The organism is Limnohabitans sp. 2KL-1 (assembly GCF_003063435.1).
Lineage (GTDB): Bacteria > Pseudomonadota > Gammaproteobacteria > Burkholderiales > Burkholderiaceae_C > Limnohabitans_A.
In genome coordinates, this window is the sequence record NZ_NESL01000015.1 from 21,024 (window position 1) to 39,712 (window position 18,689).

Genomic DNA, 18,689 nt, shown 5'->3' on the forward strand with positions numbered 1-18,689 from the left:
CAGCTAGGGGCAGCCTCGCGGGCGTTCAGTCGCGGAAGTTGTCAAAGCTCAAGGGCAGCTCGGTCATGTCCTTGCGCAGCAGGGCCATGGCGGCCTGCAGGTCGTCGCGCTTGGTGCCGGTCACACGCACGGCGTCGCCTTGAATCGACGCCTGCACCTTGAGCTTGCTTTCCTTGATCAGCTTGGTGATCTTCTTGGCATCTTCGGTTTCGATGCCGTTTTTGACCTTGATGACCTGCTTAACCTTGTCGCCGCCGATTTTCTCGACTTTGCCAATGTCCAGGAAGCGCACATCCACGTTGCGCTTGGTCAGTTTGTTGCGCAGGATGTCTTCGACCTGCGTGAGCTGAAACTCGGCATCGCCGAACATCGTGATCTCTTTGTCCTTGAGTTCGATGTTGGCAGACGTGCCTTTGAAGTCAAAACGGGTGCCGATTTCTTTGGCTGAAGTGTCAACGGCGTTGCGCACTTCGACCATATTGGGTTCGCAAACGGTATCAAACGAGGGCATGGCGGTAAAAATCCGGGGGTTGAGAATGCGACAATTCTCCCATGAACCTGGAGCAAAACGTCCCCCTGCAGCCCTACAACACGTTTGGGATTGCCGCCAAAGCCCAGGCTTTGGTGCGCGTGCGCTCCGAAGCCGATCTGCGGGCCGTGCTGGCCGACCCCCAACTGGCCACCTTGCCCCGGCAGGTGCTGGGCGGCGGCAGCAACATCGTGCTCACTGGCGACGTCAAGGCGCTGGTGCTCAAGGTGGAGGTGCCGGGCCTGCGCCTGGCCTCTGAGACCGACAAACACTGGATTGTTGAAGCGGGTGCGGGTGTGGACTGGCACGACCTGGTGGCTTGGACGCTGGACAACGGTTACCCGGGTCTCGAAAACATGGCCCTCATTCCCGGCACAGTGGGGGCATCGCCCGTGCAAAACATTGGGGCCTATGGGGTGGAGTTGCAAGACCGGTTCGATTCGCTAGATGCGATGGACATGCTGACGGGCGAGTTGTTCACCCTGAACGCCGCGCAGTGCGGTTTCAGCTACCGGGACTCGGTGTTCAAACACGCATCGGGAGGCCCTGAAGGTTTGGGCTTGGCAGGCCGTTCGGTGATTTTGCGGGTGCGCTTTGCGCTGGCCAAACGCTGGAAGCCCGAGCTGGGCTACCTCGATTTGGAGCGCAAAATGGCCGAGACCGGCATCCACAACCCCGATGCCCGGCAGATTTTTGACTGGATCGTGGCGATTCGCCGCGCCAAACTGCCCGACCCGCAGGTGATTGGCAACGCGGGCAGCTTCTTTAAGAACCCCACCGTCACGCCCGAGCAATGCGCCGACATCATCGCCCGCGACCCGAAAGTGGTGCACTACCCCATGCCCGACGGCACCATCAAGCTGGCAGCAGGCTGGCTGATCGACGCCTGCGGCTGGAAAGGCAAGACCGTGGGCCACGCCGGCGTCTATGAAAAGCAGGCGCTGGTGTTGGTGAACCGGGGGACTGCTGAACATCCCTGTACGGGGGGCGAGGTGATGACGCTGGCCAAGGCCATTCAGACCAGCGTGTATGAGCGGTTTGGGATTCGGCTGGAGCCTGAGCCTGTGGTGATTTGATTTTTTGCGTCTGTGGTGCTTTGCCGCGACGGGCTGGGGCCTGAGCGGTCGGCCTCATACTCACTTCGCTCGCCAAATCGGCCGATCCGCTCAGGCCCCAGCCCGTACCAAGGCGGAAAACACCTGAAACACATGCGAAACAACAAAAAACGGCCCGAAGGCCGTTTTTCATTGGGTGCGCCCAGCATGGGCGCACACCTGCGGGTGCAAGTCCCGCTGCGAGCTGGTCACAGTGAGCAAAGCGAAGCGCAACTGCGTGAGGGCGACCGAGCGTGGGAAGGAAGCGTGGAGCGTAAATCGTGAGCCGATGAACAAGAACCGCATAGAAGGCGTTGCCAAGCAGGGCGAGCAGGCCCATTACTGCAAAGCTCTTGTGACCAAGGCGAGGTGGCGTAAATGCGGCGGTTGTGCGATGAAGGTGTGCGACCCTTACCTGGGGAGATCTCGCCTTGTGCCTGAAAGGGCGACGGCTTGAGCCGGAGCGAGAAGTCAGCAGAGGTCGTAGTAGCGGCAGTACGAGGCCCACAAGGCCGGATGGAGACCGTGAAGGACCGAACGAGAGTGAGAGTCTGAGGACGTGCAAAGCTGCAAGGCCATGCGTCAGATGCTGGGGAGACCTAGGCGGGTGGGCGTAGCGTACGGTGAAGCCGGGCGTGATCCCATCAGCGACGAAGCTGGAGGTACGTTGCATGAGCACCCAGACACGGGGATGGAAGGGTTCAAGGCTGGGCACAGGTGGCTCACTGAGGACCTGCCCATGAACCTCAAGCTCTCGAACCGCCCGGTGCGGACCCGCATGCCGGGTGGTGTGGCAGGGGTGCCTCCTACCGGAGGCCCCCTATGCCGATTAAAAACCAAGTATTAATTATTGCCGTTGTTTGGCCGCTGACGTGCAATGGTCACCTTAAGCAAGCACCGAGCGTTCGTACAAAGTTTCAGGTGAAATATCGATGTTGCCAGGCCAGTTCACCGTGCCGGCAAACACATAAGCTTGTTCAAAAACATGCCATTGCTGTAGCGGCGCAAAGGGTTTTTTGGTCAGCAGGGGTTTGACATCGAACAAACGGTTTTCACCGTTTTCAAACGACAAAGCCAGCCAATGATCTTTTATGGGCTTGACCGCGGTCACATCCAACAAGTCTTGCATGGTTCTGCTCCTCAGCGCAAAGGGTCAATCGGATAGGGCTGCTCGCCAGCCTTGGCCAGCTCCCAGTCGGCCAGCAATTCATCCTTGTGAATCTCGATCCAGGCTTGAACCATTTTCAACTGCTTGGGTGGAAACCCGCCAGCCAAAACACGTCCGTCGGCAATGGCGATGGCTGCTTTGTCGCCTGCGTAGCGCACATGGATGTGGGCGAGGTGATGTCTGTCCGTGTCCTCAAAGAACATGGAGACCAAGATTCCGTAAAACATGCTGATGGTGGCAAGGCGGAATACGCCAACAAGGCAGCAAGCAGGACGACAACAAAAAACGGCCCAAAGGCCGTTTTTCATTTAAAGCGATAAAAATCACTTCTTGCCGCTGCCATCCAACTTGTAGATGTGCGGGCCTTCGCCCACCGACAGCAAGCCAGCGTGCGCGTAGATGCCCAGTTTGGCGCGGGTGTCCACGATGTCCAGGTTTCGCATGGTCAGTTGACCAATGCGGTCGAGCGGGCTGAACGGCGCGTCTTCCACCTTTTCCATGCTCAGGCGCTCTGGTGCGTAAGTCAGGTTGGGTGAGTCGGTGTTCAGGATGCTGTAGTCGTTGCCGCGGCGCAGCTCCAACGTCACGGTGCCGGTCACGGCGCGGGCCACCCAGCGCTGGGCGGTTTCGCGCAGCATGATGGACTGCGGGTCGAACCAGCGGCCTTGGTACAACAAGCGGCCCAAGCGCAGACCGTTGATGCGGTACTGCTCGATGGTGTCTTCGTTGTGGATGCCAGTGACCAAACGCTCATAGGCGATGTGCAGCAGCGCCATGCCGGGGGCTTCGTAGATGCCGCGGCTCTTGGCTTCGATGATGCGGTTTTCGATCTGGTCGCTCATGCCCAGGCCGTGGCGGCCGCCGATTTCGTTGGCTTTGAGGAACAACTCGACCGGGTCGGCGTATTCCACGCCGTTCAAGGCCACGGGCATGCCTTCTTCAAAGCGCACGCTCACTTCTTCGGCTTTCACCTCCACTTCGGGCTTCCAGAACGCCACGCCCATGATGGGGTTGACGATCTTCATGCCGCTTTGCAGGCTTTCCAGGTCCTTGGCTTCGTGGGTCGCGCCCAGCATGTTGCTGTCGGTGGAGTAGGCCTTTTCGGCGCTCATCTTGTAGCCAAAACCGTTGGCCGTCATGAATGCGCTCATTTCGGCGCGGCCACCCAGCTCGTCGATGAACAGCTGGTCGAGCCAGGGCTTGTAGATTTTCAGGCTCGGGTTGGTCAGCAAACCGTAGCGGTAAAAGCGCTCGATGTCGTTGCCTTTGAAGGTGCTGCCGTCGCCCCAGATGTTGACGTCGTCTTCCTTCATGGCGGCCACCAGCATGGTGCCCGTGACGGCGCGGCCCAGTGGGGTGGTGTTGAAGTAGGTGATGCCACCGGTGGAGATGTGGAAGGCGCCGCACTGGATGGCGGCGATGCCTTCGTGCGCCAGCTGGGTGCGGCAGTCGACCAAGCGGGCTTTTTCGGCACCGTATTCCATCGCCTTGCGGGGAATCTCGTTGTAGTCGGACTCGTCAGGCTGGCCCAGGTTGGCGGTGTAGGCGTAGGGCAGGGCGCCCTTTTGCTTCATCCACAGCAGGGCGGCAGAGGTGTCCAGGCCGCCCGAGAAGGCGATGCCGACTTTTTGCCCTTTGGGCAGGTTTTGCAGGATGGTGCTCATGAGGGAATCAACCGAAGTGGCAAATGTAGTGGTAGGGCTCGGTCACGCGGATCTCGAACTTGGAGTTACCGGGGATGCTGAACTCCTCGCCTGCGCTGGACTTGACCCATTCGGTGCTGCCGTCGAGCTTGTATTCGCAGGAGCCGCCCACGCATTCCATGATTTCGGGTGCGCCGGTGTTGAAGGTCAATGTGGCGGGCAGGATCACGCCCACCGACAGCTTGGTGCCGTCGGCCAGGGTCAGGCCGTGGCTGACGCATTTGCCGTCAAAGTAAACATTGGCTTGGGTATTGACGGAGACGCCGTCGATGGTTTGGGTGGTCATGTGGGGTGCTTCAAAGGGGGCGGGACAGTCCCGCGTCAATGGAAAAGGGCGTCTTGAGACGCCCTTTGTGGCCAGTCAACCCGGCATTTTAGGCCAGACGGCCGATCCGGCCAGAGATCGGCGGGGGGCGCTTTCAGCGCCAGTGGCCGTGACCGCCGCGGTAGCCGTAGCCGCCGCCCCAACCCCAGCCGAGGTTGATGTTGGTGTAAACCGGCGGGTAGGTGCGGTAAACCGGGGTGGGCACATAGACCACGCGGGATTCGTTGATGACCGTGGCGGGGATGGCGGCCGCGGTCACCACGGTGTCAGCAGGGGCTTCAGACCGGGGCGCACCCAGCGGGGTGACTTGCAGCTGGATGGTGGGGCCGGGGTCTTGCGGCAGTTGCACGTTGTATTGCTTGCCCGCGTATTCATAGACCACGTTGTAGCCCGTCAACCGGTTTTCATAAACGGTCTGGGTGGTGCAGGTGGTCTGGTTCTGGATCTGGCTGCCGGGGCTTTCAATCTTGTCACCCATCATTGCGCCGCCCATGACGCCCGCGATGGTGGCTAATGCCCGGCCCGAGCCGCCGCCAATTTGATTGCCCACCGCTCCGCCTGCAATGGCCCCCATCAGCGCGCCTGCGCCAGAAGTGGGGTTTTGCACCGCCACGGGTGTCTGGCTGCAGGTCTGTCGCGGCACAGCCACTTGCTGGTAAACCGCTGTGCGTGAAATCACCTGACCGACTTCCTGGGCTTGCGCCAGACCGGCTGTGGCCAGCAAAAGTGTGGTTGCCAAGGTTTTCATGATGGGGTTCTCCGTCAAATCACTGGCCGCGAGTTTAGCGGTGGCCAGCGGGGTCTGGTGTGGCTGGCAAGTAAAGTTGCGTCAAGGCCCGGTGCGGGGTCAGGCGGGCCACTGGTCGGGTGTGAAGCCTGCCGTGATTTGGCCCGAGGGCCAGGCGATGACTGGGCGTTTGATGGTGCTGGCGTGTTCCAGCATGACTTTTTTGGCGCTGTCGCCGTCGGTCACGCCCGCTTGCACGGCGGCGTCGAGCTTGCGCCAGGTGGTGCCTTTGCGGTTGAGCAGGGTTTCCCAGCCCACAGCCGCCAGCCAGGTGTCGAGTTCGGCGGCGGGCACGCCTTGTTTTTTGAAGTCGTGGAACTGGTAATCCAGGCCGTGGTCGGTCAGCCAGGAGCGGCCTTTTTTGACGCTGTCGCAGTTGGGAATGCCGTAAACAAAGAGGTCCATGGGGGTGTGCTGAAGTCAATGAAGTGAGGACTGGGCGACAATCGCCGCCTATGAAGACTCTACAGGAATGGCTCGACTGGTGCGAGCAACTACACCCCGTGGCCATTGACATGGGCCTTGACCGTGTCAAAACCGTGGCCGGCCGCCTGGATTTGCGATTTGACTGCCCTGTCATCACGGTGGCGGGCACCAACGGCAAGGGCTCGACCTGCGCCATGCTCGAAGCCATCTTGCTGCAAGCGGGCTACCGCACCGGCGTTTACACCTCGCCGCATCTGGTGCATTTCGAGGAGCGCTGCCGCCTGCACGGCGAGTCGGCATCGGCGCAGGTGTTTGCTGAGGCCTTTGCGGCTGTGGAGGCGGTGCGGGGCGATGTGAGCCTGACCTATTTCGAGTTCAGCACCCTGGCCATCTTGCACCTGATGGCCCGATCCAACCTGGATGTGGCGATTTTGGAGGTGGGTTTGGGGGGGCGACTGGACGCCGTCAACATCATCGACGCCGATTGCGCGGTGATCACCAGCATCGACATCGACCACACGGCCATTTTGGGCAAGGACCGTGAAAGCATTGGTTTTGAGAAGGCGGGCATCATGCGCGCCGGTCGGCCAGTCATTGTGAGCGACCCGGTGCCGCCGCAAAGCGTGCTTGACCATGCTGCGGCTGTGGGGGCCGATCTGTGGCGTTTCGGGCAGGATTTCAATTTTTCGGGCGACAAGCTGCAATGGGCCTGGGCTGGGCGCGGGCGACGCTACAGCGGCATGGCCTATCCGGCTTTGCGCGGGGCCAACCAGCTGGTCAATGCTTCGGGTGTGCTGGCGGCGCTGGAAGCCTTGCGCCAGCGCATTCCGGTGACGGCGCAGGCGGTGCGCAATGGCCTGGCCATGGTGGAGTTGCCCGGGCGCTTCCAGATCGTGCCGGGCGAGCCGGTGCTGGTGCTGGATGTGGCGCACAACCCGCATTCGGTGGCGGCGCTGGCGGCCAACCTGGACGCGATGGGCTTTTACCCGACCACCCATGCGGTGGTGGGGGTGATGGCCGACAAGGATTTGTTGCCCATGCTGCAAAAGGTCAATCCGATGATCGACCGTTGGTATTTCACCGATTTGCCGCTGCCTCGGGCCGCCAAAGCGCTGGATTTGCAAACCATCTGGGCGGCGCAAAACACCCGCAAGGATGTCACGGCCAGCGTGCATCCCGACCCGATGACAGCCTTGCAGGCGGCCATTGGCGCGGCAGACCCGGCTGATAGAATCGTTGTCTTTGGCTCCTTCTATACCGTGGGCGGTGTTTTGCAAGAGGGCATTCCCCGACTGCAAGCCCGACACCTGAGCCCCTGAGCACCCCGCCATGGCCTTTTTCAAGTTCCGCCTTCCTGGTCAAGCTGCATCGACCACTGCTCCTGTCGAAGCGGTTGTTGCCGGACCGAGTGAAAACATCGAAGTCGTCCGCAAGCGTGCGCGCCATCGCCTGATCGGTGCAGTCGTTTTGGTGCTGATCGGCGTGGTCGGTTTTCCTTTGATGTTTGACACCCAGCCCCGACCAGTGGCGGTGGACACGCCGATTGTGATTGCGGACCGTCAAGCTGTGCCGGCACTGACGCCTGGCCAGAACGTACCTGCTGAGCAAGCGCCGGCCAAGCCGCTTTTGTCCGAGTCCAGGCCGCTTCCTGCCAAAGAAGGTCTGAGTCCACATGAAGAAGTGGTTCAGGCCCCCCAATCTCCTGCGGTGATGGCACCTGTGCCAGAGGCACCGACTAAAGCTGCCGCCATGGTGCCCAAGGCGGAAGTTAAAACACCGGTACCTAAACCCGAGCCTCAAACGGCAACGGGCAGGACCGAAAAGACCGATGCATCGCCGCTGGCCAAGCCCAAAGATGACGGCAGCAAAGCCAAGTCACTCCTGGACGGCAAATCAGCGGCGGCTGTAGAGCGGCATGTGGTTCAGGTGGGGGCATTCACCGATCCTGTCAAAGTGCGCGAAGTCCGACGCAAGCTGGAGCAAGCGGGGTTGTCGACGTTTACCCAAGTCATCGACGGCAAGGACGGCAAGGCGAGCACACGCGTTCGCGTGGGGCCTTTCGACAGCCGGGAGGAAGCCGACAAGGTGGCCGCCCGTATCCGGCGACTTGACTTGTCGGCCGCTGTGCTGAGGCTTTGACGTGCAATTGTCCCTCACCGACTGGATTTTGTTGGGGGTCTTGCTGATCTCCATGACGGTGGGATTTTGGCGAGGCCTCGTCTACGAGGTGTTGTCACTCGCAGGCTGGGTGGCCGCTTTTGTCTTGGCCCAATGGCTGGCGTCCGATGTGGTTGACCTGTTGCCTTTTTTGAAGGGCGCTGCGGCTACGGTTCAGTATGCGGTCGCCTTTGTCTTGGTTTTTGTGGCCGCGTTGTTTGTGGCAGGGCTGCTGTCATGGTTGATCAAAAAATGGGTCGAAACCGTTGGTTTGCGACCCATTGATCGGTCTTTGGGAGCCATTTTTGGACTGATGCGAGGCGTGCTTTTGCTGTTGGTTTTGACGGTCGTGCTGCAACTTTTGGGGCTGTCTGCCGAGGCTTGGTGGCAAAACGCCCAAGGCCCTGCGTGGTTGAATGTGTTGCTCAATGGATTGAGGCCTTGGTTGCCGCAGTCCTTGCTTGAATTTTTGCCCTGAAGTTTTCAGGGGGTTCGATTTTTGAACGGAAAAAAGTATGTGTGGAATCGTCGGCGTTGTCAGCAGCGCACCGGTCAATCAGTTGATTTATGACGCCTTGTTGCTGTTGCAACACCGCGGCCAGGACGCTGCGGGCATCGTCACCCAGTTGGACCGTAAATTTTTCATGCACAAGGCCAAGGGCATGGTGCGCGACGTGTTTCGCACCCGCAACATGCGCAGCTTGCCCGGCAACTGCGGCTTGGGCCAGGTGCGTTACCCCACGGCGGGTAACGCTTTCAGCGAAGAAGAAGCGCAGCCGTTTTATGTGAATGCGCCCTTTGGCCTGGTGTTGGTGCACAACGGCAATCTGACCAATGCCCACGCGCTCAAAGCAGAGTTGTTTTCCAAGGATCACCGGCACATCAACACCGAAAGCGACTCTGAAGTTCTGCTCAACGTGCTGGCTCATGAGCTGGAGAAAACCACCCGTGGATTGCCGCTCAAACCCCTGGACGTGTTCGAGGCCGTGCGCGGCGTGAACCGCCGTGTCAAAGGCTCCTACGCGGTGATCGCCTTGATCGCAGGCCACGGCTTGGTGGCTTTCCGCGACCCGCACGGTATTCGCCCTCTGTGCATGGGACGCAGCGAAGACGGCTCGATCATGCTGGCCAGTGAGTCGGTGGCTTTGGACGGCACATCGCACCAGTTTGAGCGCGATGTGGCCCCGGGTGAAGCCATTTTTGTCGATCTGGAAGGGCTGGTCCACACCCAGCAATGCGCCGAAAAGTCGCAACTGAGCCCTTGCATCTTCGAATACGTGTACCTGGCCCGCCCGGATTCGACTATGGACGGTATCTCGGTTTATCAGGCCCGTTTGAACCTTGGCGAGACCCTGGCCAAGCGCGTCATCTCCACGGTGCCACCCAGCGACATCGATGTCGTCATTCCAATTCCCGAGTCCAGCCGCCCCAGCGCCACCCAGTTGGCCCATTTGCTGGGCATCCCTTACCGCGAAGGTTTTGTGAAAAACCGCTACGTGGGCCGCACCTTCATCATGCCGGGCCAAGCTGTGCGCAAAAAGTCGGTGCGCCAAAAGCTCAACACCATCGTGAGCGAATTCAAGGGGCGCAATGTGTTGCTGGTGGATGACTCCATCGTGCGCGGCACCACCAGCCGTGAGATCGTTCAGATGGCACGTGATGCGGGTGCCCGCAAGGTTTACATGGCCAGCGCGGCGCCGCCCGTGCGCTACCCCAACGTTTATGGCATCGACATGCCGACCAAAGAAGAGCTGGTGGCGCACGGCCGCAGCATCGAAGAAATCCGCCAAATCATTGGCTGCGATGCCCTGATTTACCAAGACGTGGACGCCATGAAAACCGCGGTGGCCCAGGCGCGTGTCAACGCGGCTGGCGCGCTGTCTGACTTCGATGCCTCTTGTTTTGACGGTATTTATGTCACGGGTGATATTTCGGCCAACGACATCAGCCGTTTGAATGAAACCCGCCTCCAAGTGGAGGAGGGCGACGATGACAATTCGCGTTTGGCACTGCCCAACGCCAGCGTGTGAGCACAAGCCATGACCGAAGCCAACCGATTTGACGATCTGCACATCGAAACCCTGGCGGTGCGCGCCGCAGTCGAGCGCAGCCAGTACGGCGAAAACTCTGAAGCGCTGTACCTGACCAGCGGCTATGTGCAGCCCACAGCCGAAGCGGCTGCCCGCCGTTTTGCTGGCGACGAAGAAGGCTACACCTACGGCCGTTACGGCAACCCCACCGTCAGCAGCATGGAGATGCGGTTGGCTGCACTGGAGGGCACTGAGGCCGCCATGGGCACGGCGTCAGGCATGTCGGCCATCTTGATGATGTGCATGGGCTTGCTCAAAGCGGGCGACCATGTGGTGTGTTCGCGCTCCATGTTCGGCTCGACCATCAAGTTGATCGGTTCCGACCTCGCCAAATTCGGCGTCGAATCGAGCTTTGTCTCTCAGACCGACTTGAAAGAATGGCAAGCGGCCATCCGGCCCAACACACGCCTGTTGTTTGCCGAAACCCCGACCAACCCGCTGACCGAAGTCTGCGACATCCAGGCGCTGGCCGACATGGCCCACAATGCGGGCGCTTTGTTTGCCGTGGACAACTGCTTTGCCACGCCCGCCTTGCAGCGCCCCGCCGCCATGGGGGCTGACATCATCATGCATTCAGGTACCAAGTACCTCGATGGCCAGGGCCGTGTCATGGCCGGTGCCTTGTGTGCTTCGCAGCAAATGATCACCGAGAAGTTCTTGCCTGTGCTCAAGAGCGGTGGCATGACGCTGGCGCCCTTCAACGCCTGGGTGGTCCTCAAGGGCCTGGAAACACTGGACTTGCGCATGCGTGCGCAGACCGCCCGTGCACACATTCTGGCCGAGTGGCTGGAAAAACACCCTTCGGTTGCGCGCGTTTACTACCCTGGCTTGGCCAGCCATCCCCAGCACGATCTGGCCATGCGTCAGATGTCAGGTTTGGGCGGCGCGGTCTTGTCTTTCGATGTGAAAGCCGATGGCCCCGAGCAATCACGCGCACGCGCATTCCATGTGCTCGATTCGATGCAAATGCTGTCCCTGTCCACCAATCTGGGCGACACCAAAACTTTGGTGGCCCATCCCGCCAGCACCTCGCATGGCCGCTTGACCGAGGCTCAGCGTCAAGCTGCGGGCATTGGCCAAGGACTGATCCGCGTGGCGGTCGGCCTCGAATACCCGCAAGACATCCAAAAAGACCTCTCCCGTGGTCTGGACACCCTTTGATATGACACAAAGCCTTTCAAGCTCTTGCGCACGCACGCGCACCCGTTTTGCCCCATCGCCCACTGGCTTCATTCACCTGGGCAACATTCGCTCGGCTTTGTACCCTTGGGCTTTTGCCCGTGCCACCGGTGGTGACTTCATCTTGCGCATCGAAGACACCGACCTCGATCGCTCCACGCAAGCGTCGGTGGACGTGATCATCGAAGGCATGGCCTGGCTTGAACTCAACCACGACGAAGGCCCGTTCTACCAAATGCAACGCATGGACCGCTACAAAGCGGTGCTGGCTGATTTGATTGCCGCTGGCCATGTCTATCCTTGCTACATGGGCATGGAAGAACTCGACGCCTTGCGCGAGCGCCAGATGGCCAACAAGGAAAAACCCCGTTACGACGGCACATGGCGTCCGGCAGAGGGCAAAACCTTGCCCGCGATTCCCGAAGGTGTGAAGCCCGTGTTGCGCTTCAAGAACCCGATTGGCGGCGTGGTGGCCTGGGACGACAAGGTCAAAGGCCGCATCGAGATCAGCAACGACGAGCTGGACGATCTGGTGATCGCCCGCCCGGACGGCACGCCCACCTACAACTTTTGCGTGGTGGTGGACGACATCGACATGGCCATCACGCATGTGATCCGTGGCGACGACCATGTGAACAACACGCCGCGCCAGATCAACATCTTCAAGGCCTTGGGTAAAGAGCCTCCGATCTATGCCCACTTGCCCACCGTGCTGAACGAGCAGGGCGAGAAGATGAGCAAGCGCAACGGTGCCAAGGCGGTCACGGCTTACCGCGACGAGGGCTATTTGCCCGATGCCATGGTCAACTACCTGGCGCGTCTGGGCTGGAGCCACGGCGACGACGAGATTTTCAGCCGTGCACAGTTTCTGGAGTGGTTCAACCTGGACCATTTGGGCCGCAGCGCCGCGCAGTTTGACGAAGCCAAGCTCAAGTGGGTCAACGCCCAGCACCTCAAGGCCATGGGCGATACCGAGTTGGCGGAACACGTTCAACCTTTCCTTGTCAAACTGGGTGTGGTGGCCGACGAGCGCTTGCCCAGCATTTGCGGCTTGTTCAAAGACCGTTGTGACACTTTGGTGAATTTGGCCCAATGGATCTCGGCCTTCTATTTGGACGTGGTGCCCAACGCGGAAGAAAAAGCCCAACACGTCACCGATGCAGTCAAACCTGCGCTGGCCGTGCTGGCAGACAAGCTCGCTGCCTGTGCGTGGGACAAAGCATCGATCGCAGCAGCTATCAAGGAAACTTTGGCCGAAACCGGTCTCAAGATGCCACAGTTGGCCATGCCCGTGCGTGTGCTGGTGATGGGCACAGCGCAAACCCCATCGCTGGATGCTGTACTTTCTTTGAGTCAGCGAGAAAAAATTATTGCGCGCCTCAAAAACGCATAAATTTCTGTCTATAATTCAAGTCTCGACACTAACGAGGTGCAGCACAAAGCGAAAGCGATGTGATGAACTAAACGGGGGGTATAGCTCAGATGGGAGAGCGCTTGCATGGCATGCAAGAGGTCAGCGGTTCGATCCCGCTTACCTCCACCAAAAGTGTCGAAAACTCGTAAGAGTCCAGGTTATGACCCTATCGTCTAGAGGCCTAGGACATCACCCTTTCACGGTGAGTACCGGGGTTCGAATCCCCGTAGGGTCGCCAAGTTTATGGCACTTGGCTTCAACCAAAGTTGAAGCAAAGCCATCTGCCAGGAGTGGTAGTTCAGTTGGTTAGAATACCGGCCTGTCACGCCGGGGGTCGCGGGTTCGAGTCCCGTCCACTCCGCCAAATTGAAACCCTTACAAACTAAAATCTGTAAGGGTTTTTTATTGCCGACAGTGTGCTGCGGCAAGCAGGCCATGACCCTATCGTCTAGAGGCCTAGGACATCACCCTTTCACGGTGAGTACCGGGGTTCGAATCCCCGTAGGGTCGCCAAGTTTGTGGCACTTGTCTTCAACCAAAGTTGAAGTAAAGCCATCTGCCAGGAGTGGTAGTTCAGTTGGTTAGAATACCGGCCTGTCACGCCGGGGGTCGCGGGTTCGAGTCCCGTCCACTCCGCCAAATATAAAAGCCCAAGTAGTTTGCTGCTTGGGTTTTTTGTTTTGTTCTGACGCATCCGATGTTTTCCGCCGTAGCTTGGTGACGGCGGTTGACTTTATTCAGATGGTCTTGGCCATTGGCAATTCTCGAACAGCGTGCGCAAGGTGTTTTTAAAATGAGGTCGGCATTCGCTGCTCCATGGCGTTCCTCTGACTTTCAGCCAGGCTTGTGATCGTAAAACCTCGGGAAGGGTGATGTCATAGCAGGCGAACGATGCTGGACCGCGGTCAATGTTGATCCAGCGTTGGGCGCGCACACAACCGGCAACCTGGGCAAGGCCAGGCAGGTGCTCCAAATCGTACCAGCGGTAAACTTCGTCGCGCCAATCCTTGTCAATGTCGGTTTCAACTGCATAGTGAAAAGCCGCCGCTGCTCCATGGGAAGCGCCTTCCAGTTGCATCACAGATTGGAGGCGAGACACTTCAGTCGGGCACTGCAGTTGTTTCGACAGGTTTTGCGACAAAGCGTCACGTTGTGAAGGCGTGAGCATGTCGCTGGGCGAGCCTTCCAGGTAAACATGGGTCATTGGCTGACCGTTTTCAGCTTGGGTGGTGTGAACGATGCGTTGCACATGAAGTGGCGTCATGCCTTGCATCTGACAAGCCTTCAGCACTTGATGGCTAAGCCAAGTCAGCTCGTAGACTTGCGAATACCGGAGCTTGACAAGCAGGGCGGTTGAGCAGGTCATGAGCAGGCCGTGATCAGTTGTCTTTGATATTTTTGGCTTTGATGATCTGAGACCATTTGGCAGAATCTTTGACAAGCACCGCTGCCAATTCTGCGGGGCTGGAGGAGGAGGGCACCGCGCCCGAAGCCAGCAGCCGTGATTTCACACTGGGGTCGGCCAAGGCTTTCACCACAGCCTTGTTCAGCCGTTCAAGGTCGGCGGCTGAAGTGCCCTTGTGTGCAAATAGCGCATACCAGTTGTCGGAGTCCACCCCTTTGACGCCGATTTCTTCAAACGTTTTGACATCTGGAAACAAGGGATGGCGTTGCGTGGCGGCCAAGGCCACAGGCTTGAGTTTGCCTGCCTTGATGTGACCGATCAGCCCTGGAATGTCGCCAAAGAAGCCGTCCACATGACCAGCGATGACATCGGTGATGGCAGGGGCCGCACCTTTGTAGGGTACATGCGTCATTTCAATTTGTGTGGCACTTGACAACAGTTCCATGGCCAGATGTGGCACGCTGCCCGTTCCCGAAGAGGCCATGCTCAAACGCTTGCTCTTGGCATGGTTTAAAAACTCGCCCGGCTGATTGGCCGGGCTGGCCGGGTTGACCACCAGCATCTCCACATTGTTGACCACCATGGAGACGGGGGCCAGGTCGCTCAGGGGTTTGTAGGGCAGGGCTGGGTAAAGGGTCGGGTTGATCGCCACCGCCCCCACGCTGGTCAGCCAAAGTGTCTGGCCATCGGCAGGAGATTTGATCAGGGCATCGGCCGCAATGGCACCATTGGCCCCGGCCTTGTTTTCCACCAACACTGGCTGGTTCAGCTCTTTGCCCAATTGATCACTGAGGGTTCGCGCCACAAAGTCGACAGGCCCGCCCGGCGGAAATGCCACAAGCAATTTCAGTGGGCGCGTTTGGGCCAGCGCTGAATGCGCGGTCAGTATCACCAAGGTGGCAAGGGCCAGGATGCGAGGAGCAAAACGAACGCGGGTGTTAATGCGTGTCAACATGTGTGGCCTTTTGAGAAAGTGGTCAGTCGCAACGGGTGGACATGCCACCATCAATCACCAGCTCGGTTCCTGTGATGAAACGGGCCTCTTCGCTGGCAAGGAACAGCACCGCGTTGGCGGTGTCACGGCCATCCCCCATGAATGGCAGTGGAATGCGGGCCTGGCGCTGTGCCAGCAAGGCTTGCACATCGCCGCCACTGCGCTGCAAGGCCAACCGCGTCTCGACCATGGGCGTGTGCAATTGACCCGGTATCACGGTGTTGACCCGAATGCCTTTTTTGGCGTACTGGTTGGCCACCACGCGCCCCAGTTGGATCACGCCGGCCTTTGTCGCGGCATAAGCGACCTGGGCTGCACCTGTCCAGCGGATGCCCGAGGTCGAGGACAAATTCACGATGGCACCTCGGCCGTTGCGCTCCATCACCGGCAGCACGTGCTTGCATAAGAGGAAGACGCTCTTGAGGTTGAAGTCGACTTGTGCGTCCCAGACTTCCTCGCTCATTTCCACTGGACCGCCCTTGGCTGAGCCCCCCACATTGTTGACCAGCACATCGATGCGGCCGTGGGTTTTGACAATGGCCTCGATGGCCGCCAGAACCGATGCGGCCTGCGTCACATCGCAAACCATGGACTCGATCGTGCCGCCGTGTGTGGCTTGTGTTCGCGCCGATGCCAGTGTTTCATCCATGCTGCGCAAGCTGATATCGAGCGCCACCACATGCGCACCTTCACGAACCAGTGCCACCGCAATGGCTCGTCCGTTGCCCCAGCCCGGTCCGACCGAGCCAGCACCGGTGACCACAGCGATCTTGTTTTGAAAACGTGCACTCATGCAGGCGCGTCCTCAGTCGGTTCGATGGAGGATGGCACGTGGTCGAACTTGTACAGCCGCAAAGGGTTGTCAACCAGCAGTGCCTGCAAGGCTTGCTCAGAGGGCGCGATCTGCGCCAGAGCATCGGTCAGCACACCATCGTCCGGCACATGTGTGTGGTGAGGGTGCGGCCAATCTGTGCCCCAGACACATTGTTCTGGAAAGGTCTTCACCAAATAGTGGGCCAGTGCAATGCCTGCGCTGTAAAAGGGCTGGTGCGGATGGCCACTTGCATCGACGCCGGCGTCGACGCGGTCGATGCCGCTGACCTTGACGTGCAGCCCTGAATGATCGAGCAAACGGCAAAGCGCCTGAAACTCTGCACTTTGCAAGCCTTGCCGTGCATCGACCCGCCCCATGTGGTCCACCACCACGGGGGTTGCGGCCTCTTGGAGCCAAGGCGACAACTCTTGAATCAGTGCGCTGGCCATGTGAATTTGCAGATGCATGTCCCGATCAGCCAACCGATGACTCAGCAAACGCAGATCAGACCTGTCGATTGCCGGTCCCAAATGTGGCATGAAATTGAAACGTACGCCCTTGAACCCCCTGGCGACCAGGCGGTCTAGCGCCGCATCGGACACATCACTGGGAACCAGCGCGACGCCCAAATAACGCCCCTGACCGGCCGCAATCGCATCTTCGATCACGCGGTTGTCCATGCCGTGCACCATCGATTGCACGATCACACAGCGCTCAATGCCCAAATGCCGGTGCAAAGCAAACAGAGTTTCTTTGCTGGCGGTGGCGGGTCTCAAAACACTCTGCGGCGAATAGGGAAAACGTTCGGGCGGGCCGAAAACATGCACATGGCTATCGCATGCGCCCGCAGGCAAGCGCATGCTCGCAGAGGTCGGTTGCCGGGCATACGTCAGAACAGGTGCGGCTGAAGGCATGGTTTTGTGACTATCTGCCACTGAATGTGGTGGTGTCTCATTGTGAAACAGACGCCGGGAAATGCCGAGCCCCTCCGAATACATGTTGTCTCGCAATGGCATGAGTTTTATTCAACACCGGTGAAACTGCCGTTGTTCTTTCCCCCCGCTCACCAGCGCTGGACTTGGCAAACACAGTTGCAGTAAGCTACTAGGTTTTCTAGGTAACTTGTTGTCACTCATGGACAGTTTGCTCCCACCTATCCCGGCCAAGCGCTACTTCACCATTGGTGAGGTGGGCGAGTTGTGTGGCGTCAAACCTCACGTCTTGCGTTACTGGGAGCAAGAATTCACACAGCTGCGTCCCGTCAAGCGCCGGGGCAATCGCCGTTACTACCAGCGTCATGAAGTGATGATGATTCGCAAAATCCGTGGTCTGCTGTATGACCAGGGGTTCACCATCAGCGGGGCACGCAACAAGCTTCTTGAACTCTCGCAAAACGAGCGTCAACTGCTGCGTGACGATTCCTTTGTGGATGATGAGGTGGGGGATGATGTTTTGGTGTCGCCAGAAGAGGACGAGCATGCGGCAGCCGCATCGTCCGTTTCCTCGGTTCGCAATGCGGTGTTGCCCATGCGCCTCGAAGTGCAAGACATACCGTTCATGCATGAAGAACTTTTGCAAATCAGGGCACTCCTCACGGTCTGAATCGTGAAATATTCAGGCTATAATTCAAAGCTTGTCGGCGTGTAGCGCAGCCTGGTAGCGCACTTGCATGGGGTGCAAGGGGTCGCGAGTTCGAATCCCGCCACGCCGACCAAAACTGATAAGGGTTAGCAAACTGATGTTTGCTAACCCTTTTTTCATATGGGTCTAACATGGCTGGACCCTTCACCTTACATGGGTGCCCTCTGCTGCGCTCATGGTCACGCCAGCATCGACCAAGGAATGACATGAACAGACCCATTCTGGATGATTCGGCCGTTCACCCGGCCATTCGTGCGCGTATTTCCGACCACCACCGCACCGTGATTCAACAGGTACAGGCGGCTATCGCCGTGCATCCGGTTGTGGTGGTCGGCATGGCCGGCAACCCTTTTGTGAGCAAAGCCCGAAATGCATTGACATTGGCCGGTGTGTCGCATGAGTACATGGCATTTGGCAGTTATTTATCGCAATGGCGTCTGCGCAACGCCCTGAAAATGTGGACTGGCTGGCCTACATTCCCCATGGTCTTTGTCCGCGGAAAACTGGTGGGCGGGGCCGATGACCTGCGCCGACTTCTCGACAGCGGGGAATTCCAGAGCATGCTGTCCTCTTGAATCTCATGCCCGCCAACATCAAGCCTGAACTGTGGCGCACCGAAGTGGCCGAATCGGTGGCCTTGTTGAATATTCCCGGCGCACTCCAGCGCAGTCGCGTCTTCGACATCGATGTGAGTTTGTGGGTGAAAGTACCGCCTGACCATCCGGGGCCATGGCATGAGCTGGTGCTGGAGATCGACGGCCAGCGTCAATGGCAAAGGCGCATTCAGAGCAGCTGCCCAGGACAAACCGATGGACTGGACTACCACTGCCTCATCGTGCTCGAAGCTGGCCCCGCTGTGCGTCTTCGTGCCTTGGCGGCAAGCCATGGCTCGGTGGTGCAACGCCTGGTGATTGAAGCACGAGAAGACCTCTAACAGGCTGCACGCATCACCCACACAGATGC

At 59.1% G+C, this 18,689-nt stretch carries 21 protein-coding genes and 6 tRNA genes; 16 read left to right on the top strand and 11 right to left on the bottom strand.

Features of this window, described 5'->3' with window-relative positions:
• Positions 1-25: 25 nt before the first annotated feature.
• Complete coding sequence (locus tag B9Z47_RS17405) at positions 26-511, bottom strand: YajQ family cyclic di-GMP-binding protein (protein ID WP_108332482.1); 486 nt, start codon at positions 509-511, stop codon at positions 26-28.
• A 41-nt stretch (positions 512-552) separates the two neighbouring features.
• Between B9Z47_RS17405 and murB the strand changes: the two genes are divergently transcribed.
• Positions 553-1,605, top strand: a complete 1,053-nt coding sequence (murB, locus tag B9Z47_RS17410; RefSeq protein WP_108332483.1) for a UDP-N-acetylmuramate dehydrogenase — start codon at positions 553-555, stop codon at positions 1,603-1,605.
• Positions 1,606-2,509: 904 nt separating this feature from the next.
• On the opposite strand, the gene B9Z47_RS17425 is transcribed toward murB, so the two are convergent.
• The 6 genes from B9Z47_RS17425 to B9Z47_RS17450 form a co-directional block, all read right to left on the bottom strand.
• Entirely contained in the window at positions 2,510-2,752 is a 243-nt protein-coding gene (locus B9Z47_RS17425; protein WP_108332485.1) for a DUF2442 domain-containing protein, read from the bottom strand.
• Between the two features lie 11 nt (positions 2,753-2,763).
• On the bottom strand, positions 2,764-3,018 hold the full coding sequence (locus B9Z47_RS17430; protein WP_108332509.1) for a DUF4160 domain-containing protein: 255 nt from the start codon (positions 3,016-3,018) through the stop codon (positions 2,764-2,766).
• Positions 3,019-3,114: 96 nt separating this feature from the next.
• Positions 3,115-4,455 (bottom strand): argininosuccinate synthase, encoded by a 1,341-nt coding sequence (gene argG / locus B9Z47_RS17435; protein ID WP_108311535.1) that lies wholly within the window; start codon positions 4,453-4,455, stop codon positions 3,115-3,117.
• Between the two features lie 7 nt (positions 4,456-4,462).
• Entirely contained in the window at positions 4,463-4,780 is a 318-nt protein-coding gene (locus tag B9Z47_RS17440) for a pyrimidine/purine nucleoside phosphorylase (RefSeq protein WP_100173912.1), read from the bottom strand.
• 133 nt (positions 4,781-4,913) lie between these two features.
• Positions 4,914-5,567, bottom strand: coding sequence for a glycine zipper 2TM domain-containing protein (locus B9Z47_RS17445; RefSeq protein WP_108332486.1), 654 nt, complete (start codon positions 5,565-5,567; stop codon positions 4,914-4,916).
• Positions 5,568-5,666: 99 nt separating this feature from the next.
• Positions 5,667-6,011 (bottom strand): ArsC family reductase, encoded by a 345-nt coding sequence (locus B9Z47_RS17450; RefSeq protein ID WP_108332487.1) that lies wholly within the window; start codon positions 6,009-6,011, stop codon positions 5,667-5,669.
• A gap of 50 nt (positions 6,012-6,061) precedes the next feature.
• Here B9Z47_RS17450 and folC point away from each other — a divergent pair, with 50 nt between their 5' ends.
• From folC to B9Z47_RS17505, 11 genes are all read left to right on the top strand, one after another.
• Complete coding sequence (folC, locus tag B9Z47_RS17455; protein ID WP_108332488.1) at positions 6,062-7,351, top strand: bifunctional tetrahydrofolate synthase/dihydrofolate synthase; 1,290 nt, start codon at positions 6,062-6,064, stop codon at positions 7,349-7,351.
• A 10-nt stretch (positions 7,352-7,361) separates the two neighbouring features.
• Positions 7,362-8,171 carry an SPOR domain-containing protein gene (locus B9Z47_RS17460; RefSeq protein WP_108332489.1) on the top strand — a complete coding sequence of 270 codons (810 nt, stop codon included), beginning with the start codon at positions 7,362-7,364 and terminating at the stop codon, positions 8,169-8,171.
• Position 8,172: 1 nt separating this feature from the next.
• Positions 8,173-8,667, top strand: a complete 495-nt coding sequence (locus tag B9Z47_RS17465) for a CvpA family protein (protein ID WP_108332490.1) — start codon at positions 8,173-8,175, stop codon at positions 8,665-8,667.
• Positions 8,668-8,704: 37 nt separating this feature from the next.
• A complete protein-coding gene (gene purF / locus B9Z47_RS17470; RefSeq protein ID WP_108332491.1) occupies positions 8,705-10,219 on the top strand; it encodes an amidophosphoribosyltransferase in 1,515 nt (504 codons plus the stop codon).
• A 9-nt stretch (positions 10,220-10,228) separates the two neighbouring features.
• Positions 10,229-11,440, top strand: coding sequence for an O-succinylhomoserine sulfhydrylase (locus B9Z47_RS17475; protein ID WP_108332492.1), 1,212 nt, complete (start codon positions 10,229-10,231; stop codon positions 11,438-11,440).
• A 1-nt stretch (position 11,441) separates the two neighbouring features.
• Complete coding sequence (gltX, locus tag B9Z47_RS17480) at positions 11,442-12,851, top strand: glutamate--tRNA ligase (RefSeq protein ID WP_108332493.1); 1,410 nt, start codon at positions 11,442-11,444, stop codon at positions 12,849-12,851.
• 74 nt (positions 12,852-12,925) lie between these two features.
• A tRNA-Ala gene (locus B9Z47_RS17485) sits at positions 12,926-13,001 on the top strand.
• A 33-nt stretch (positions 13,002-13,034) separates the two neighbouring features.
• Positions 13,035-13,110 (top strand) — tRNA-Glu (locus B9Z47_RS17490).
• 49 nt (positions 13,111-13,159) lie between these two features.
• Positions 13,160-13,236, top strand: a tRNA-Asp gene (locus B9Z47_RS17495).
• A 73-nt stretch (positions 13,237-13,309) separates the two neighbouring features.
• A tRNA-Glu gene (locus tag B9Z47_RS17500) sits at positions 13,310-13,385 on the top strand.
• A 49-nt stretch (positions 13,386-13,434) separates the two neighbouring features.
• A tRNA-Asp gene (locus B9Z47_RS17505) sits at positions 13,435-13,511 on the top strand.
• A gap of 94 nt (positions 13,512-13,605) precedes the next feature.
• Here B9Z47_RS17505 and B9Z47_RS17510 read toward each other — a convergent pair.
• The 4 genes from B9Z47_RS17510 to B9Z47_RS17525 are packed head-to-tail and all read right to left on the bottom strand — an operon-like array spanning position 13,606 to position 16,999.
• Positions 13,606-14,238, bottom strand: a complete 633-nt coding sequence (locus tag B9Z47_RS17510) for a hypothetical protein (protein ID WP_146185827.1) — start codon at positions 14,236-14,238, stop codon at positions 13,606-13,608.
• 13 nt (positions 14,239-14,251) lie between these two features.
• The gene (locus B9Z47_RS17515) at positions 14,252-15,232 is read right to left on the bottom strand and encodes a tripartite tricarboxylate transporter substrate binding protein (RefSeq protein WP_108332495.1); all 981 of its coding nucleotides are present in this window, start codon (positions 15,230-15,232) and stop codon (positions 14,252-14,254) included.
• A 22-nt stretch (positions 15,233-15,254) separates the two neighbouring features.
• The gene (locus B9Z47_RS17520) at positions 15,255-16,064 is read right to left on the bottom strand and encodes an SDR family NAD(P)-dependent oxidoreductase (protein ID WP_108332496.1); all 810 of its coding nucleotides are present in this window, start codon (positions 16,062-16,064) and stop codon (positions 15,255-15,257) included.
• Positions 16,061-16,999 carry an amidohydrolase gene (locus tag B9Z47_RS17525; protein ID WP_108332497.1) on the bottom strand — a complete coding sequence of 313 codons (939 nt, stop codon included), beginning with the start codon at positions 16,997-16,999 and terminating at the stop codon, positions 16,061-16,063. The genes B9Z47_RS17520 and B9Z47_RS17525 overlap by 4 nt, the downstream gene beginning before the upstream one ends.
• Before the next feature lie 220 nt (positions 17,000-17,219).
• Between B9Z47_RS17525 and B9Z47_RS17530 the strand changes: the two genes are divergently transcribed.
• The 4 genes from B9Z47_RS17530 to B9Z47_RS17545 all read left to right on the top strand — a co-directional run bounded on the left by B9Z47_RS17530 (position 17,220) and on the right by B9Z47_RS17545 (position 18,660).
• Positions 17,220-17,687, top strand: coding sequence for a MerR family transcriptional regulator (locus tag B9Z47_RS17530; RefSeq protein WP_108332498.1), 468 nt, complete (start codon positions 17,220-17,222; stop codon positions 17,685-17,687).
• 35 nt (positions 17,688-17,722) lie between these two features.
• Positions 17,723-17,799, top strand: a tRNA-Pro gene (locus tag B9Z47_RS17535).
• A 133-nt stretch (positions 17,800-17,932) separates the two neighbouring features.
• Positions 17,933-18,301 (top strand): glutaredoxin domain-containing protein, encoded by a 369-nt coding sequence (locus B9Z47_RS17540; RefSeq protein ID WP_108332499.1) that lies wholly within the window; start codon positions 17,933-17,935, stop codon positions 18,299-18,301.
• Between the two features lie 5 nt (positions 18,302-18,306).
• On the top strand, positions 18,307-18,660 hold the full coding sequence (locus tag B9Z47_RS17545; RefSeq protein ID WP_108332500.1) for a hypothetical protein: 354 nt from the start codon (positions 18,307-18,309) through the stop codon (positions 18,658-18,660).
• The last annotated feature ends 29 nt before the right edge of the window (positions 18,661-18,689 follow it).

Coding starts and splice junctions, on each gene's coding strand:
- B9Z47_RS17405 (WP_108332482.1), bottom strand. CDS start 511: ATGCCCTCGTTTGATACCGTTTGCGAACCCAATATGGTCGAAGTGCGC.
- murB (WP_108332483.1), top strand. CDS start 553: ATGAACCTGGAGCAAAACGTCCCCCTGCAGCCCTACAACACGTTTGGG.
- B9Z47_RS17425 (WP_108332485.1), bottom strand. CDS start 2,752: ATGCAAGACTTGTTGGATGTGACCGCGGTCAAGCCCATAAAAGATCAT.
- B9Z47_RS17430 (WP_108332509.1), bottom strand. CDS start 3,018: ATGTTTTACGGAATCTTGGTCTCCATGTTCTTTGAGGACACGGACAGA.
- argG (WP_108311535.1), bottom strand. CDS start 4,455: ATGAGCACCATCCTGCAAAACCTGCCCAAAGGGCAAAAAGTCGGCATC.
- B9Z47_RS17440 (WP_100173912.1), bottom strand. CDS start 4,780: ATGACCACCCAAACCATCGACGGCGTCTCCGTCAATACCCAAGCCAAT.
- B9Z47_RS17445 (WP_108332486.1), bottom strand. CDS start 5,567: ATGAAAACCTTGGCAACCACACTTTTGCTGGCCACAGCCGGTCTGGCG.
- B9Z47_RS17450 (WP_108332487.1), bottom strand. CDS start 6,011: ATGGACCTCTTTGTTTACGGCATTCCCAACTGCGACAGCGTCAAAAAA.
- folC (WP_108332488.1), top strand. CDS start 6,062: ATGAAGACTCTACAGGAATGGCTCGACTGGTGCGAGCAACTACACCCC.
- B9Z47_RS17460 (WP_108332489.1), top strand. CDS start 7,362: ATGGCCTTTTTCAAGTTCCGCCTTCCTGGTCAAGCTGCATCGACCACT.
- purF (WP_108332491.1), top strand. CDS start 8,705: ATGTGTGGAATCGTCGGCGTTGTCAGCAGCGCACCGGTCAATCAGTTG.
- B9Z47_RS17475 (WP_108332492.1), top strand. CDS start 10,229: ATGACCGAAGCCAACCGATTTGACGATCTGCACATCGAAACCCTGGCG.
- gltX (WP_108332493.1), top strand. CDS start 11,442: ATGACACAAAGCCTTTCAAGCTCTTGCGCACGCACGCGCACCCGTTTT.
- B9Z47_RS17510 (WP_146185827.1), bottom strand. CDS start 14,238: ATGACCTGCTCAACCGCCCTGCTTGTCAAGCTCCGGTATTCGCAAGTC.
- B9Z47_RS17515 (WP_108332495.1), bottom strand. CDS start 15,232: ATGTTGACACGCATTAACACCCGCGTTCGTTTTGCTCCTCGCATCCTG.
- B9Z47_RS17520 (WP_108332496.1), bottom strand. CDS start 16,064: ATGAGTGCACGTTTTCAAAACAAGATCGCTGTGGTCACCGGTGCTGGC.
- B9Z47_RS17525 (WP_108332497.1), bottom strand. CDS start 16,999: ATGCCTTCAGCCGCACCTGTTCTGACGTATGCCCGGCAACCGACCTCT.
- B9Z47_RS17530 (WP_108332498.1), top strand. CDS start 17,220: ATGGACAGTTTGCTCCCACCTATCCCGGCCAAGCGCTACTTCACCATT.
- B9Z47_RS17540 (WP_108332499.1), top strand. CDS start 17,933: ATGAACAGACCCATTCTGGATGATTCGGCCGTTCACCCGGCCATTCGT.
- B9Z47_RS17545 (WP_108332500.1), top strand. CDS start 18,307: ATGCCCGCCAACATCAAGCCTGAACTGTGGCGCACCGAAGTGGCCGAA.